Below are 15,558 nucleotides of genomic sequence, written 5' to 3' on the forward strand. Positions count from 1 at the left end.
AATTCTCCCGTAAGGTGAAGCGGGAATCATCAAGCCCTCCGATCCATTGAAGAGAACATGAAAACTTTCGTACTTGGCGGTGGCTGCTTTTGGTGCCTGGACGCCGTTTACCAGAAAACCCGCGGTGTCAGCTCAGTTGTTTCGGGCTACACGGGCGGCCACGTCCGCAATCCCGACTACTACCAGGTCTGCTCAGGAACCACGGGCCATGCCGAAGTGGTGGCCGTAACCTTCGATGAAACCGTGGTCCCCGAAGAGGTCATTCTGGACATGTTCTTTGCCCTGCATGACCCCACCACGCTGAACCGGCAAGGCTATGACGTCGGTACCCAGTACAGGTCTTCGATGTTCTACACCACCACGGAAGAAAAAGTGCTGTTCGAGGAAGCCATCGAGCGTGCCCAGGCGCTCTGGTCGGATCCGATTGTGACGGAAGTCAGCCGCCTGCCTGAGTTCCACGAGGCCGAGGAAGTCCACCAGAATTACTACGCCAAATTCCCCTATCAGGGTTACTGCCAGGTGATTATTAACCCGAAGCTGGCCAAGGCCCGGAAATATTACTCTGCATGGCTTACTGCTTAGCGGTGTTTCGATCCGGCTGGTTAGGCTGACCTCAGCATTCCCTCTTCAGAGATAGGCGAAATTTTCATGGCTAGGATCTACGACGACGTCACGCAGCTGGTCGGCCGCACACCGCTGGTCCGCTTGAACCGGCTTACCGAAGGCCTTGACGCCACGGTTGCCGTCAAGCTTGAGTTCTACAACCCGGCCAACAGCGTCAAGGACCGCATCGGTGTGGCCATCATTGACGCTGCCGAGAAGTCCGGCGCTTTGAAGCCCGGCGGAACCATCGTCGAAGGCACCTCCGGCAACACCGGCATCGCACTGGCCCTGGTGGGCGCAGCCCGCGGCTACAAGGTCATCCTGACCATGCCGGAGACCATGTCCACCGAGCGCCGCGTCATGCTGCGCGCCTACGGTGCCGAAATCGTTCTCACGCCCGGATCCGAAGGCATGCGCGGCGCGGTGGAGAAGGCCCAGGAAATCGTCGCCAACACCGAGAACTCCATTTGGGCGCAGCAGTTCGCCAATGAGGCCAACCCGGCAATCCACCGCACCACCACTGCCGAGGAAGTCTGGGAAGACACCGACGGTGAAGTGGACATCTTTGTTGCAGGCGTGGGCACCGGCGGCACCATCACCGGCGTCGGGCAGGTCCTCAAGGAACGCAAGCCGGGCGTACAGATCGTGGCTATCGAACCCAAGGACTCCGCGATCCTGAACGGTGGCGCTCCGGGTCCCCACAAGATCCAGGGGATCGGCGCCAACTTTGTTCCCGAAATCCTGGACACCAACGTCTACGACGAAGTCCTGGACGCCACGCTGGAAGATTCCGTCCGTGTTGCCCGTGAACTCGGCGCCCGTGAAGGCATCCTCGGTGGCATCTCCTCCGGTGCCATCGTGTGGGGTGCCCTCGAACTGGCCAAGCGCCCCGAGAACGCCGGCAAGTTGATTGTCGCTGTTGTCTGCGACTTTGGAGAGCGTTACATCTCCACTGTGCTGTTCGACGACATCCGCGGCTGAGACAACGCCTGCAAACCTTCACTTCCTGTAGAAAGGTCTTTGTGAGCTTCTTCGCAAGGCTTAAGGAAGACCTCGACGCCGCCCGGTCACACGACCCGGCGGCTCGAGGCTCTTTCGAGAACTTTTTCGCATATTCCGGCCTGCACGCCATCTGGGCCCACCGAGTGACGCACCGGCTGTGGCAGAATCCGGCGCTCCGTTTTCCGGCGCGCCTGATCTCCCAGCTGGCAAGGTTCCTGACGGGCATCGAGATCCATCCTGGTGCCACCATTGGCCGCCGGTTCTTCATCGACCACGGGATGGGTGTAGTGATCGGAGAAACCGCCGAAATCGGCGAGGACGTGATGATCTATCACGGCGTAACACTTGGCGGCCGTTCGCTGGCCAAAGTCAAGCGGCACCCCACCATCGGCGACCGCGTCACCATCGGCGCAGGCGCAAAAGTCCTGGGTCCCATCACTATCGGTGCCGGCAGCGCAATCGGTGCCAACGCCGTGGTGGTCAAGGACGCACCACCGGAGTCCATCATCACGGGCATACCTGCCACTTGGCGGCACCGCGACGCGAGGTCCGAAACCAAGCCCGCCGTGGATCCCGCGGAGTACTACATCGAATACCGGATCTAGCCCGCCAGCCTTCTATAGAAATTCCAGAAGACAGCATCGAACGCACGGTCCGGAAGAATCCTTCGCATCGCCAGGACGCTCCAGGCTCCCCTGCCCACCGGGTAGCGGGTCCTGGGGCGTTTTGCCGTTGCGGCCCGAACGATGGCGTTGGCAACAACCCGTGCCGGGGTCGACAACACGTGGCCCTCTCCCGATGTGGACGCCAAAGCAGCAGCCACAACATGAGCCTGCTGCTGATAAGGCCCGTCGCCGGACGTAGACAGCAGGCTCTCCCCGGCAATGGTGCCCCATTCACTGTTGGTCCCTGACGGTTCGATGATTACGACGTCGATGCCGTGCGGCTTCAGTTCCAGGCGCAGGGCGTCGCTCATGCCTTCGACGGCGAATTTGGTTCCGTGGTACCAGGCGCCCAATGGTTCGTAGATTTTTCCGCCTATGGACGTGACATTGATGATCCTGCCGGAGCCGGCGGCACGCATCCCTGGGATCACGAGCTGGGTCATCCTGGCCAGGCCCATGACGTTGACGTCGAATTGACGCCTGCCCTCGGCCAACGGTACTTCCTCGAAGGATCCGTAGGAGCCATAACCTGCGTTGTTGACCAGCACATCGATGTGCCCGTGGGCCGCTTCCACCAGCGCCACCGCCGACGCCATGGATTCCTCCGAGGTGACATCCAAGGACATGACTGTAATGCCGTGGGGTTTCAGTGGCTCCATCTTCTCCACGCGGCGCGCGCCGGCGTAGACCGTGAATCCGGCCGCACTCAGGGCGATGGCTGTGTCAAAGCCAATTCCTGTGGAGGCCCCGGTGACCACCGCAATACGGGATGCCATGGCGGTTCTCCTTCTTTCGCGTACGGCAAAGGCCGGCCCTCCCCAGCTTAACGGGGATGGACCGGCCTTTGACGGGACGGTGATGCTAGTGGGTGTCGACCGCCGAGATCTCGGACTTGTCTTCGCCCCACAGTGTGTGGAACGTACCCTCGGTGTCCACACGGCCGTAGGTGTGTGCACCGAAGAGGTCGCGCTGGCCCTGGATCAGGGCAGCGGCAACGCGCTTGCGGCGCAGGCCGTCGTAGTATGCCAGCGAGGAGGAGAACACCGGTACCGGGATGCCCAACTGGACGGCGGTGGCCACGACGCGGCGCCACGCCGGGAGTGCCTCGGCGATGGCCTTGGTGAACGCCGGCGCGAACAGCAGGTTGGCGGGCTTCTCTTCCGCGGCATATGCCTTGGTGATGTCCTTGAGCAGTTCTGCACGGATGATGCAGCCTGCACGCCAGAGCGAAGCGATCTCATCCAGCTTGAGGTCCCAGCCGTACTCCTTGGCTGCTGAGGTCAGCATGTCCAGGCCCTGGGCATAGGAGACCAGCTTGGAGGCGTACAGTGCCTGGCGGACGTCCTCGACGAAGGTCTCGGGGATTTCCACGGAGGCTTCTTCGCCGGCGAGCAGTTCCTGGCCAAGCTTGCGCTGCTCGGTCTGGGAGGACAGTGCGCGGGCGAAAACGGACTCGGCGATGCCGGAGACCGGGGAGCCGAGTTCCAGGGCGGAGATGACCGTCCAGCGGCCCGTGCCCTTCTGGCCTGCGGCATCGACGACGACGTCCACGAACGGCTTGCCCGTCTTGGCGTCAACGTGCCCCAGGACTTCAGCGGAAATTTCGATCAGGAAGGAGGACAGATCGCCCTTGTTCCATTCTGCGAAGATCTTGGACTGCTCGGCGGGCTCGATGCCTGCACCGGAACGGAGGAGGTCGAATGCTTCACCGATGACCTGCATGTCGGCGTATTCAATGCCGTTGTGGACCATCTTGACGAAGTGGCCGGCACCGTCGGTGCCGATCCAGGCGCAGCAGGGTTCGCCGTCGACCTTGGCGGAAATCTTCTCCAGCAGCGGGCCGAGGGCGTCGTAGGACTCGCGGGAGCCGCCGGGCATGATGGATGGGCCGTTAAGGGCGCCTTCTTCGCCACCGGATACACCGACGCCGACAAAGTGGAGATCCTTCTTTGCCAGCGCGGCCTCGCGGCGGCGGGTGTCCTCGTAGTGCGAGTTGCCGGCGTCGATGATGATGTCACCGGCTTCAAGCAGCGGTTCGAGCTGTTCGATCACGTTGTCAACAGGAGCACCTGCCTTGACCATAATGAGGACGCGACGGGGCTTTTCGAGGGAATCGACGAGTTCCTGCAGCGTTTCCGTGCGGATGAAGTCGCCATCCGTGCCGTGCTTTTCGAGCAGGGCGTCAGTCTTTTCCACGGAGCGGTTGTGGAGAGCCACGGTGAAGCCGTTGCGGGCGAGGTTGCGGGCCAGGTTGGCGCCCATCACCGCAAGGCCGGTGACACCGATGTGTGCTGACATCAAAACTCCAATTCGTTCGTGTACAAACAGTCCTGCCGTGCCCCCCTGGGGGCACACAGGAAGCGATTTCAAAACCAGGGGCTGTAATAAACCATACGTATTAAAACCTAGGGCGGGAAAGCGGTGCCCACGTTATGGAAGCTCCCGCGTCATAAACAGTCTATGATGAGCGCCCGGATCCACCCGTGCATGCGACGCCGGGTCCTGCACGCACGAGACCCGTGCGCCACTATGCTTACCTCTATGTCGACCAGCCTCCACCACCGCGCCGTTGAGCATTTGGGAACCCGGATTGTGGGTGGCGCCCTGCCAACCGGACATGTGATGTTGGCGGAGCACTTGGAAGACGAACTCAAGGTGTCCCGCTCGGTAGTACGGGAAGCTGTGCGCGTCCTGCAGTCGCTGGGCCTCGTGGAGACCATCAAGCGGGTGGGCATTCGGGTCCTTCCTGCGCACCGGTGGAATCCTTTTGATCCCTTGGTGATTCGTTGGCGGCTGGCAGGCGAAGGGCGTGGCGCCCAGTTGCGGTCTCTCGCAGAGCTGCGTTCCGCCGTCGAGCCCGTTGCTGCAGAACTTGCCGCAGGCAATGCACCGGAAAGCCTCCGCCAAGAGCTGGTGGGTATTTCTTTGGCCATGAAGGAAGCCGGCGACGCCGGCGATATGGCCAGGTTCCTGGACCTTGACATCCGTTTCCACGCCCTGGTGCTGTCCGGCTCGGGCAACGAAATGTTCGCCAACCTCATTGGCCAGGTCACCGAGACACTCACCGGACGTACGGTGCACGGACTTATGCCTGAACACCCCCAGAAGCAGGCGTTGCAGTGGCACATGGACGTCGCCCACGCGATCGACGCCGGAGACGGTTCCCTGGCGCGGGACGCGGCGGCAAAGATCATGCGGCAGACCATAGCGGAGCTGGCACCCAGCTGGGATGACCAGCCCCGCGTCTTCGTGCCTGTGTCCAAAAACTAGCCGGCAGTTATCCGAAGTTCAGCAGGACCTTGCCGGATTCGGCGGAGTTCCTGGCTACCTCAAAGGCTTCCAATCCGTGGGCGAGGTCAAATTCGTGCGTCACCACGGGGTCCACGAACAGCGACCCATCGGCTAAAGCAGTAATAACGTCGTCTATTTCGTCATTGAAGCGGAACGAGCCGAGCAGTTCCAACTCGCGGGTGATGGCCAGGGAGATGAACACCGGTTGCGGTCCTGACGGCAGCAGGCCAACCATCACTACCTTGCCGCCGCGCGTGGCTCCCTTGATGGCCGAGGCCAGTCCGTAGTGGCTTCCCGAGGACTCAATTACGACGTCGGCATCCACTGCCGCTATGGCCTCCGCTTCATCGCCCTTGAGGACTTCATCCGCGCCAACAGCGCCGGCGATTTCCAGCGGCTTGTCATGCATGTCGACAGCGACGATCCTGGCCGCGCCGGCACGCTTGAGGACTGCGACGGCAAGGGCGCCGATCGGGCCACTGCCGATCACCAGGGCCGTCTTCCCCTTGACGTCGCCCGCGCGGGCCACTGCGTGCCATGCAACACTGGCCGGTTCGACGAGCGCAGCGGTGCGAAGGTCCAGGTTTTCCGGCAGCGGGCGGAGCATCCTGGAGGGCAGGTTGGCGTAGCGGCTGAACGCGCCGTCCGTATGCGGATGCCGGGCAGCACTGCCCAAGTACGTGCAGCCAGGGGAGAGGTTCGGCCGGTCTTCCGGATACCTGGCGTCGCCAGGGGCCGGCGTCGCTGGATGGACGGCCACCGGCGTTCCCACGCCAGGGCCGGAACCATCGGCAGCCTGCTGGACCACCACTCCCACAATCTCGTGCCCGAGGACCATGGGTTCTTTGAGGATCGACTCCCCTGCCGCACCATGCAACCAGTAATGAAGGTCTGAACCGCAGATCCCGCCGTAGGCAATCTCCACGATCGCTTCCCCGGTAGCCGCTGCGGTCAACGGGATGTCTTCGATCCGGAGATCGCCCTTTCCATGGGCAACCACAGCGGGCCCGAAAGCCGGAAGAGTGATGTTCATCAGACCACCACCGTCATTCCGCCGTCGACGAAGATCGTCTGGCCGTTGACGAAGTTGGACGCTTGGGAGGCAAGCCACACCACGGGTCCGGCAAGATCGGCCACCGTCCCCCACCGGTTGGCCGGTGTGCGGCCCAGTATCCAGGAGTTGAAGTCGGAATCATCCACCAGGTTCTGCGTCATTTCCGTGTGGATGTACCCCGGCGCGATGCCGTTGATCTGCAAACCGGACGCGGCCCACTCAGCAGTCATGGCGCGGGTCAGGTTCCGGAGGCCGCCCTTGGCAGCCACATACGGTGCGATGGTTGGCCGGGCAAGGTCCGTCTGGACCGAACAGATATTGATGATCTTCCCTTGTCCCCGGGGGATCATGTGCCGTGCGGCTTCCCTGCCTACCAGGAATGCACTGGTCAGGTCCGTGGTGATCACCCGGTCCCAGTCCTTGACGTCCAGGTCCAGCATGGGAACGCGGTGTTGGATCCCGGCGTTGTTCACCAGGATCTCCAGTGGGCCAACGTTCTCCTCCACCCAGGCAACTCCCGCAGCAGCGGACGCAGCGTCCGTAACGTCGAAGGCGCGGCTGTGCACCCGGGCCACCGGATAATCCACCGCCATGGCTTGATGGGCCGCTTCAAGCCGCTCCGGATTGATGCCATTGAGCACCACCGTAGCGCCGGCATCGGCCAGGCCCCTGGCCAACGCGTTACCAATCCCCCTGCTCGAACCAGTGACCAAGGCAACCCGCCCTGTCAGATCAAAAAGTCCACTCATCTTTTGTTCTTCATTCCTTCTGTGGTTGCGCCGGTTCAGTTGGTGTTCGCCGACGCTGCGTGCGCCCGGCTCAGGTTTGCGATGGTTTGGCGGACCACGGCGAGGTCCTGGTCGCCGAGGCCCTGGCGTTTGAGTTCTGCGTAGAGTTCAATCGCGGCTGCAGCCATGGGAACGGCGGAACCAACGGCTTCCGCGCTGGACACCACGAAACCAAGGTCCTTGTGCATGAACTTGGCCGGACCGGTAGGTGCGTAGTCCTGGGCGGCCAGTCGTGGACCAACGATGTCCAGAACCCGGCTTCCCGCCAGCCCGCCGGACAGGACGTCAAAGAGGGCTCCCACTTCCATACCGGACCGTTCGGCGAGTTCGGCGGCTTCGGCGAGCGCCGCCGTCGTGGTTCCGACAATCAGTTGGTTGCACGCCTTGGCGAGGGACCCTGCTCCCAGTGGTCCCATCCGACGAACGGTGGTCCCCATGGCGCCCAGCAGTGGTTGCAGCGTTTGGAAACCGGATTCGGTGGCTCCAACCATGATGGCCAGTGTCCCGTTTTGCGCACCGGCTGTGCCTCCACTGACCGGCGCGTCCATCACCACGGCGTTGCCACTGCTTGCCTCATGGACTGTCGTACCGAACTGCTGTACCGCTGTTGGCGAGACACTGCTCATAATCACGACGGCGGTGCCGGGCTTTGGCGGTTGGTTCCGCCATGAGTCAAGCAGGTCCTCGGCGGCGCCTTCAATGAACGGCAGGTCCGGGAGCATGAAGATGATGGCGTCCTCGTCACGGAGTTCCGCGACGCTTGCTGCGCGACGAACGCCGGTCAGCCTTTCAAAGGCCGCATCGGATCGGTTCCAGCCCGTGACGGACCAGCCGGCTTTGGCGATGTTGGCGGCCATGGGTGCGCCCATGAGTCCCAGGCCCACGAAGCCCACTCGTTGACTGATCATGGAAGGTAACACCTCACTTCTTTGTGGTCATCTTCAGGAATTCTGTTCAATATCCTAGCCGCCATTCAGTATGATGAACACCATGACGACTGATGAACTTACCATCGCCATCGCTGTGCCGCTCGAAGCAGAGCACGTAGAGCTGATCCGCGCTGTAGATCCCTCCGTAACAGTTCTCTACGAACCCGATCTGCTGCCCCCCGAGCGGTTTCCTGCCGATCACGCAGGCGATCCCGACTTCAAGCGCACGCCCGAGCAGGAGGAGCGCTACTGGTCCCTGCTGAACCGGGCGCAGGTTCTCTACGGCTTCCCCAATGAAAGCCCCGCCGGGCTGGCACGCATCGCTGCCAGCAACCCCCACCTGCAGTGGATCCACGCCATGGCCGCCGGCGCAGGCGGAGCAGTTAAAGCCTCAGGCCTGGACACCGAAACCCTGCAGAAGTTCCGCGTCACCACATCCGCAGGCGTCCACGCGCTGCCGCTGGCAGAGTTCTCCGCGTTCGGCATCCTCAACGGATTCAAGCGCAGCGCAGAGATGGCACAAGACCAAGCCGCCAAGTTCTGGCCCGGACTCCGCACCCCCACCAAATTGGCGAACGGCTCCAAGGTGGTCATTGCCGGGCTCGGTGAGATCGGCATGGAGACGGCACGCATCGCACGCGCCCTGGGCATGAAGGTCAGCGGAACCAAGCGCAACGTCGAAGCCATCGATGGGATTGACGAGGTCACCGGCAACGATGGACTTCCCGGACTGCTGGCAGGCGCCGACGCAGTGGTCAACACCCTCCCCGGCACTCCTTACACGGAGAAGCTGTTCAACAGGGACATTTTCGCTGCCATGAAACCCGGCACAGTCTTCGTCAATGTGGGCCGCGGAACAGTGGTGGACGAGGACGCATTGCTCGAAGCACTCGACAACGGTCAGGTCTCCTACGCTTGCCTTGATGTCTTCGCCGTGGAGCCGCTCCCCCAGGACAGCCCCCTGTGGAGCCATCCCCGGGTACTGGTGTCTCCGCACACCTCCGCCCTGAGCTCTGCGGAGAACCGCCTCATCGCCGAACGGTTCTGCAGCAACCTCCGCACGTTCCTGGCCGGCGGCGAACTGCCCCACCTGGTGGATCCCGTCCACTTCTACTAGGCCCCACAGCCACCCGCGGTGGCTGCCGGCTTCAGACATACGTTCCTGCAATGGGCACGGCCAAGGGCAACCATGGCCGTGCCTATTGTCGTACCGGCTGAGGTAGCATCGCCCCATGGCAGCCTCGGAGAGTCTTCAACGCTTCACCGTGCGCCTGTTTCCGGACTACGGGGACACGGCGCTCTGGCTTGACGGCCCCATCGACTACTCCCTCACGAGGCTGCCTGAAGGCCTGGTGCATGAGCTCCTGGACTGGGAACAGTTCTACTACGAGTCTCTGACACGCGATTTCACCTGGAAGTCAGCGGAGACTGCTGCCAGATACACCGCTGAAGGTCATCGCCTGGCCCAGCGAGTGGCGGACGAACTCGGCGACGGTTATGAAGTTGAGTTCTGGCCCTCTCAAGAAAATGCCCGGCCGCACCGGTTTTGCGGCACCAGGGCCCCCAACCCGCAGGTAGTTGCTGCCTTCGATGCCCTTGCAGCTGCGGCACACGCAGAAAAGGAGAGAATCGCGCGTTCTTTGGCCTACGCCCCACCCGGAACAGGCAACCTCTCCCCTGTCAGGCAGCATTTTCAGGCCGATGCAGGCAGAACAGGAATAGTTCGGCAAGCGCCAGTTCCCTACAAAACAGCGTGGCACCCTCCGTGTGGAGGGTGCCACGCTGTGTTTGTGGTGCCGGGATGCTACTTGGCGTCTTCGGTGCTGACGAGATCGCGGCCCGCCGTCTCCGGAGTGAAGAAGGTGGTGACGAAGGAGATGAGCGCCAGGACCAGGGAGTAGATGGCCAGCACCCACCACGAGTGGTTGGTGGCCGCCAGCATGAGCGCACCCAGCAGGGGTGCGAGTCCGCCGGCCAGGACGGCTGAGATTTCCCGGCTCATGGCCACACCGGTAAAGCGGTACTGGGAGCCGAACAGCTCCGGCAGCAGCGGGCACTGGGGGCCCAGCATCGACTGGACGCCGATGGCGATGCCCACGGACATGACAACCCACACCAGAGTGACGTTGCCCAGGGTGACCAGGTAGAAGGCAGGAACCGCAATGATGGCTTGGAACAGGGCCCCGTAGCGGTATACCGGAACGCGGCCGAACCTATCGGACAGCGCGCCGAACGTCACCACCAGGACCGCAGCGAACCCAGCGGCGATCAGCAAGCCCACCGGACCGATCGAGTTGTTTCCGGCAAAGACGCCTGCCGGCATGCTCATGAACGACACCAGCAAGGCCGAGTAGATCGATGAATTGCCGTTTTCGCCCATACGGAGCCCGATGCCCAGGAGCACATTCTTCTTGGAGTGCTTCCACAGCGCACTGATGGGGTTCTTGACCACATTCTTGTGCTTCTCCAACTCCTGGAAGGCAGGCGTTTCCTTGAGCTTGAGGCGAATGAAGATGGCCACCGCGATCAGGATGAAGCTGGCCAGGAAGGGCACCCGCCACAGCCAGCCCTGCAGGACCGCCTTGTCAGCCATGGCAATCAAAGCAAAGGTTCCCGCACCGAGGAGGGTACCCAGTTGGATGCCCACGAAAGGCAATGATGCGAAGAAACCACGACGACGGCGCGGAGCTACTTCGGAAATCAACGTAGTGGCGCCGGCCTGTTCTGCGCCTGCGCCAAGGCCCTGGATGATCCGCAAGGTCACCAGCAGGACAGCCCCGAGCATTCCGGCCTGCTCGAAGGTCGGAAGCAACCCAATGGCGAAGCTTGCCGTACCCATCAAGGCAATGGTCAGGATCAAGACCATCTTGCGGCCAAACCTGTCGCCGATGTAGCCAAAGATCAACCCGCCGAAGGGCCGCGCCGCGAATCCAACGCCATAGGTGGCGAAGGAGGCGATCAGAGCGCCCTCCGGGCCCAGGGCGGAAAAGAACAATGGGCCAAAGATCAGCGCGGAAGCCAATCCGTAAATGTAGAAATCGTAGTACTCCAAGGCTGAGCCTACGGAGCTGGCCAAGGTAGCCCTGCGCAGCTGTTCCGGCTCAACAACAGCATCGTCAGCATCAGCTGCGAGCCGTTCATTAGTACGAGTTATCACAAGCACTCCCTCAAAATCACCCCAGGCCCCCGTTGGCCCGGCGAGATAGTGATGGCATCACCGCCAAGATCACTATGATGAACAGCGTACAGCTTGTTGAACTCGCTGCCAAGGTTGTAATCAGATTTATTTATGGCGTCCCAGGGAGATAAGGGATTAGCCCATCGGGTTACCCAGTGATCGCGCCAACTCCTTGAGTTCCTTGACCATCAAGGCGCCCTGCTCCTCGGAGTAGGTGGCCTTCAGGGCAGTCACCGAAAGTCCCAAACTGGGACCGTGGGCTCCATGCGTAGGGACGGGCACAGCGAGGCAGACCACACCCACCGTCGACTCCTCATCTTCGAAGGCGAACCCCTGCTTCCGGATGGCAGCTATTTGGGACTTGAGTTCCTCTGCGGTGCGAAGTGAGTTGGCAGTCATGACCGGCAGTTCCATGCCGTCAGGGAACATCGATTCAATGTCGTGATCATGCAGTTGCGCCAGCAGGGCTTTGCCAACGCTGCAAAGGGAGACCGGCATCTTGTCGCCAATATTGGAGGTCAGCCTCACCGCAGGATGCCCCTCATAGCGGGCCAGGTAGATGACGTGGTCGCCGTCGAGCATGGCGATGCGCACCGTCTCACCCGAAAGGGTAGGCGCCTGCTCGCAGTATTTGTAGAACTCCTGGACCTCGTCGAGCCGGCTCAGGTAGGCGGCGCCCAGCTCCACCAGTTTCCGCCCCAAGGCAAAGTCCGCGCCCTGCCTGGTAATGAGGCGGGCTTCCTCAAGCGCCAGCAAGAGATTGGACGTGGACGATTTGGGGATGCCAAGTTCGCGGGAAAGATCACTCAGCGTCAGCCGACCCGACGGAGATCCTGCAAGCGCCTCAAGAACCGCTGCTGCGCGGGTCACGGCAGGGGCAGGCGACGAAGCACCCAGCCCCTCGGAACGGGTGGTGCGGGAATCGGCCATGATTCTCCTTCGTCAGAACTCTCTCATCGCGTTCATTCAGCTGAACACTTCCCATCATAGTGTGTCGCCCTGCTGCCACCATGAGGCAAGACCAACCGGTTCTTCGACACGTTCCTGCCGTTTGGCATGCTCAGCTTTCCAAACCGAAAAGTTCTCTGTATATTCATTTTCGAGCTCTCCACCGCGGCATCCCCCAATAGTCGCGGTGGAGAGCTCATCCATTTCCCGGGAAACCTAGGCCGCGGCCACTTCTTCGCCCCTGAGGCACCAACCTTCTCCGGCACCGTCCCGCATCAGCTCCCACGTAGCAATGCCGGACCGGAGATTGCTTCCCAAGCGAACCTGAACCTGCCAGATCTCCACATCAACGCGGCCTTGCCCCCTCGGCATTCGCCGTGACTGCTCCCACCATGGGACGCGCTCAAACCAACGCACAGGCTCGACCACGATCCGCCATTCCCGATTGCCCCTCACCACCACCGCGGGCGTGCCCTGCGTGCTGCTGCGGATATATACGTGCTCCATGGAGAAAAATCCTAGAAGCCGGCCCTGACATTAAAGGGTTGTGGAGAACGTAGCTTTCGCGCGAAAAAACCCCGCCACTGCCAGCCAAAGGCTTGGAGTGACGGGGTTTCCATCGGTGGGTCCTACCGGGATCGAACCGATGACATCCACGGTGTAAACGTGGCGCTCTACCAGCTGAGCTAAAGACCCATTGTGCGGTTTCGGTGCCTCAGCGCTTCAACCAACGAACAACGACTCTACATGATCAATCGGGAGAAACACCAATCGGCGGATTCGCGCTTGGAAGATCCGGCAAATCCCGTGCCAAATAGTCCAAGGCGCCGCTGACTCCGAGCTCGAGTTTCAGGGTGGCATAGCCGTCACCCCGGGTAGCTCCCCGATTGATGATGACTACCGGCTTTTCGGCCTTGGCAGCGTGGCGCACGAAGCGCAGCCCGCTCTGCACCGTCAGCGACGAGCCTGCTACGAGGAGTGCCTCCGCTTGATCAACCATGGCGTAGGCGCGCTCAACGCGGTCCTTGGGAACGTTTTCGCCGAAATAGACGAAGTCGGGCTTAAGTATCCCTCCGCACCTGGGACACACCGCCATGATGAACGAGGTGATGAGCTCCGGATCCTCAACCGTTGCATCAGCGTCCGGAGCCATTTCCACGAGCCCGGACTCCAGGGCGGCTTCAAGGAACCCTGGATTGATCTCCTCAAGGATCGCTGCAATGAGCCGCCTGCTGAATATATGGCGGTTCTCCAGACAGACCACCTGGTCAAAGCGCCCGTGCAAATCCACCACATTGACGCTGCCGGCGTCCTCGTGGAGCCTGTCGACGTTCTGAGTGATGAGGCCGGACAGGAGGCCCCTGCGCTCCATCAGCGCGACCGCGGCGTGTCCGGCGTTGGGGTCGGCATGCCTCAAGTGGGACCACCCAAGATGATTCCGGGCCCAATAGCGCCTGCGGTTGGCCTCGCTGCCGATGAACTCCTGGAAGGTCATGGGATTCCGGGGTGCAGAACCTGGCCCTCGATAATCCGGAATACCGGAGTCGGTGCTGAGCCCGGCGCCCGTCAGCACCGCCAGACGCTTTCCACCCATGGCCTCTACAGCCTTCCTGACTGACAGAAGCTCATCGGGATCAAGCTGCGCCGCCGGCGCAGGAGCCATGCTGGCAAAACCAGTCATTCCCACGCCGGGCCGGCCGGCACTCATGCTTGCTGCTGATCGAGCGCCGTGAGCGCGAGGCGGTATTCAGCCAAATCCCTCGCTTGTCCACGTGGATTGACGACGACGTACCGGATGATCCCCGTGGCGTCGATGATGAACGTTCCCCGCAGAGCCATACCACTGACGTCGTCGAAAACCCCATAGGACCTTGCCACCGCCCCATGGGGCCAAAAATCGGCCAGGAGGTCAAATCCATAGCTTTCCTGGTGGGCGTAAGCGCGCAGGGTGAATTTACTGTCCACGGAGACCGCAAGTACCACGGCGTTCGAATCCTCGAACGCCGAAATGTTGTCGCGAATCTCACAGAGTTCACCGGTGCAGATCCCGGAGAACGCGAAGGGGTAGAACACCACAACTACGTTGCGGCCCCGGTAATCCGACAGGCGGACAGGCTCGCCAAACTGGTTTACGAGCTCAAAGTCCGGCGCAGTTTGGCCCGGCTGCGGTACAACCGCAGGCGCCGGCGCCAGTCGGACATCGGTCACTTGTTCTTCTTCGGCACCAGTCGGGTGGCGCTCCAGTCTTTCGACACCCCGGCAGAGGTGGTGAGGTGCAACCCGGACGTGGGGGCCGCATCCTGGATATCAGCCGGAGAAACATAGTTGTCACGGCCTGACTTAGGGGTCATCACCCAGACAACTCCGCCTTCCTTCAGCGTGGTGAGCGAATCCATGAGGGCATCAACAAGATCGCCGTCGCCATCCCGCCACCAAAAGACAACGGCATCTACTACGTCGTGGTCGTCTTCATCCAACAGCTCAGAGCCCGTCACATCTTCAACGTCATCACGCAAGTCGAAGTCGACGTCGTCGTCGTAGCCGCGCTCCTGAATCAGATCCCCATCTTTGAAACCCATTCGTTCCGCCACATTTACCGATGTGGCGGCGTCGGCCTCGCTCACGTTTCCTCCTTTTGAAGTGACTTCCATTACTAACAGCCAACACCCTTTGGGCGTGTGCTTCAAGCCATTGTCCCTGCCACGGGCCACATTCCGCATTCCCCGGGGTGTTTCGGGGCTGTGACACTCACGTGCTTTCCGTCACGCAGGCCGGCGGGGTGTGACATACAACGCCCTTCAGGGCCCACGGCTACGCATCCCAGCGCAGTGAAAGCTAGAGTGGCCATGAGCGCTCTGGCTGCAGGGCGATCGCCCCGCAGAATTCTACTGGGCAGCCAAGCGCTCACAAGACCTGCCCGGCGCATCCGACCGGGCTGTTGAAACCGAAATGTCGCACACGACGCGTTCACGACGGGCAGTTACCCTGCCAGACCTGAGGCGCCGATGCATGCGCCTAAAGGAAGGTTGGACGTGGCTGCAGGAGAAGAGACCTCACACATCCTCAGCGGGTTGACTGCCCAGCTGCCTGATCGTGATCC

16 protein-coding genes and 1 tRNA gene are annotated in these 15,558 nt (G+C 61.7%); 5 read left to right on the forward strand and 12 right to left on the reverse strand.

The genetic code is table 11. The annotated features are described in order from the left end of the window. The first annotated feature begins 57 nt into the window (after positions 1–57). The 3 genes from msrA to epsC all read left to right on the forward strand — a co-directional run bounded on the left by msrA (position 58) and on the right by epsC (position 2,210). A complete protein-coding gene (msrA, locus tag WBN73_RS18665) occupies positions 58–582 on the forward strand; it encodes a peptide-methionine (S)-S-oxide reductase MsrA (protein ID WP_089595334.1) in 525 nt (174 codons plus the stop codon). A gap of 66 nt (positions 583–648) precedes the next feature. Then, on the forward strand, positions 649–1,584 hold the full coding sequence (cysK, locus tag WBN73_RS18670; RefSeq protein ID WP_017200618.1) for a cysteine synthase A: 936 nt from the start codon (positions 649–651) through the stop codon (positions 1,582–1,584). A gap of 41 nt (positions 1,585–1,625) precedes the next feature. Further along, on the forward strand, positions 1,626–2,210 hold the full coding sequence (gene epsC / locus WBN73_RS18675) for a serine O-acetyltransferase EpsC (protein ID WP_011775089.1): 585 nt from the start codon (positions 1,626–1,628) through the stop codon (positions 2,208–2,210). Here the strand turns inward: epsC and WBN73_RS18680 are convergent. Both WBN73_RS18680 and gndA read right to left on the reverse strand, forming a co-directional pair. Beyond that, complete coding sequence (locus WBN73_RS18680; protein WP_337341003.1) at positions 2,207–3,046, reverse strand: oxidoreductase; 840 nt, start codon at positions 3,044–3,046, stop codon at positions 2,207–2,209. The two genes, epsC and WBN73_RS18680, sit on opposite strands and share 4 nt — an antisense overlap. An 85-nt stretch (positions 3,047–3,131) precedes the next feature. Further along, entirely contained in the window at positions 3,132–4,568 is a 1,437-nt protein-coding gene (gene gndA, locus WBN73_RS18685; RefSeq protein WP_014922062.1) for an NADP-dependent phosphogluconate dehydrogenase, read from the reverse strand. Positions 4,569–4,811: 243 nt separating this feature from the next. Here gndA and WBN73_RS18690 point away from each other — a divergent pair, with 243 nt between their 5' ends. After that, positions 4,812–5,540, forward strand: coding sequence for a FadR/GntR family transcriptional regulator (locus tag WBN73_RS18690; protein ID WP_089595337.1), 729 nt, complete (start codon positions 4,812–4,814; stop codon positions 5,538–5,540). Between the two features lie 7 nt (positions 5,541–5,547). Here the strand turns inward: WBN73_RS18690 and WBN73_RS18695 are convergent, their stop codons facing one another. Genes WBN73_RS18695 through WBN73_RS18705 form a run of 3 tightly spaced genes read right to left on the reverse strand, consistent with a single transcriptional unit; the run spans position 5,548 to position 8,311 of the window. Next, a complete protein-coding gene (locus WBN73_RS18695) occupies positions 5,548–6,594 on the reverse strand; it encodes an L-idonate 5-dehydrogenase (RefSeq protein WP_337341004.1) in 1,047 nt (348 codons plus the stop codon). Continuing rightward, entirely contained in the window at positions 6,594–7,364 is a 771-nt protein-coding gene (locus tag WBN73_RS18700; protein WP_337341005.1) for an SDR family oxidoreductase, read from the reverse strand. The genes WBN73_RS18695 and WBN73_RS18700 overlap by 1 nt, the downstream gene beginning before the upstream one ends. Positions 7,365–7,399: 35 nt before the next feature. Further along, the gene (locus WBN73_RS18705; RefSeq protein WP_337341006.1) at positions 7,400–8,311 is read right to left on the reverse strand and encodes an NAD(P)-dependent oxidoreductase; all 912 of its coding nucleotides are present in this window, start codon (positions 8,309–8,311) and stop codon (positions 7,400–7,402) included. 70 nt (positions 8,312–8,381) lie between these two features. On the opposite strand from WBN73_RS18705, the gene WBN73_RS18710 reads away from it, so the two are divergent. After that, positions 8,382–9,449 carry a D-2-hydroxyacid dehydrogenase gene (locus WBN73_RS18710; RefSeq protein WP_207593773.1) on the forward strand — a complete coding sequence of 356 codons (1,068 nt, stop codon included), beginning with the start codon at positions 8,382–8,384 and terminating at the stop codon, positions 9,447–9,449. Positions 9,450–10,136: 687 nt separating this feature from the next. Here WBN73_RS18710 and WBN73_RS18715 read toward each other — a convergent pair. From WBN73_RS18715 to WBN73_RS18745, 7 genes are all read right to left on the reverse strand, one after another. Then, the gene (locus tag WBN73_RS18715; protein ID WP_337341007.1) at positions 10,137–11,495 is read right to left on the reverse strand and encodes an MFS transporter; all 1,359 of its coding nucleotides are present in this window, start codon (positions 11,493–11,495) and stop codon (positions 10,137–10,139) included. A 150-nt stretch (positions 11,496–11,645) separates the two neighbouring features. Next, entirely contained in the window at positions 11,646–12,440 is a 795-nt protein-coding gene (locus tag WBN73_RS18720) for an IclR family transcriptional regulator (RefSeq protein ID WP_089595344.1), read from the reverse strand. 234 nt (positions 12,441–12,674) lie between these two features. Continuing rightward, a complete protein-coding gene (locus WBN73_RS18725) occupies positions 12,675–12,965 on the reverse strand; it encodes a hypothetical protein (protein WP_337341008.1) in 291 nt (96 codons plus the stop codon). Positions 12,966–13,081: 116 nt separating this feature from the next. Further along, positions 13,082–13,154: transfer RNA gene (locus WBN73_RS18730), tRNA-Val, on the reverse strand. A gap of 55 nt (positions 13,155–13,209) precedes the next feature. Beyond that, on the reverse strand, positions 13,210–14,166 hold the full coding sequence (locus WBN73_RS18735; protein ID WP_337341009.1) for an NAD-dependent protein deacetylase: 957 nt from the start codon (positions 14,164–14,166) through the stop codon (positions 13,210–13,212). Next, complete coding sequence (locus WBN73_RS18740) at positions 14,163–14,666, reverse strand: peroxiredoxin (protein ID WP_337341010.1); 504 nt, start codon at positions 14,664–14,666, stop codon at positions 14,163–14,165. Before WBN73_RS18740 ends, WBN73_RS18735 begins: the two co-directional genes overlap by 4 nt. Then, entirely contained in the window at positions 14,663–15,082 is a 420-nt protein-coding gene (locus WBN73_RS18745; protein WP_207593779.1) for a DUF3052 domain-containing protein, read from the reverse strand. Before WBN73_RS18745 ends, WBN73_RS18740 begins: the two co-directional genes overlap by 4 nt. Positions 15,083–15,558 lie beyond the last annotated feature (476 nt).

Origin of the sequence: Paenarthrobacter sp. CCNWLY172, assembly GCF_037402035.1 — a bacterium.
Lineage (GTDB): Bacteria > Actinomycetota > Actinomycetes > Actinomycetales > Micrococcaceae > Arthrobacter.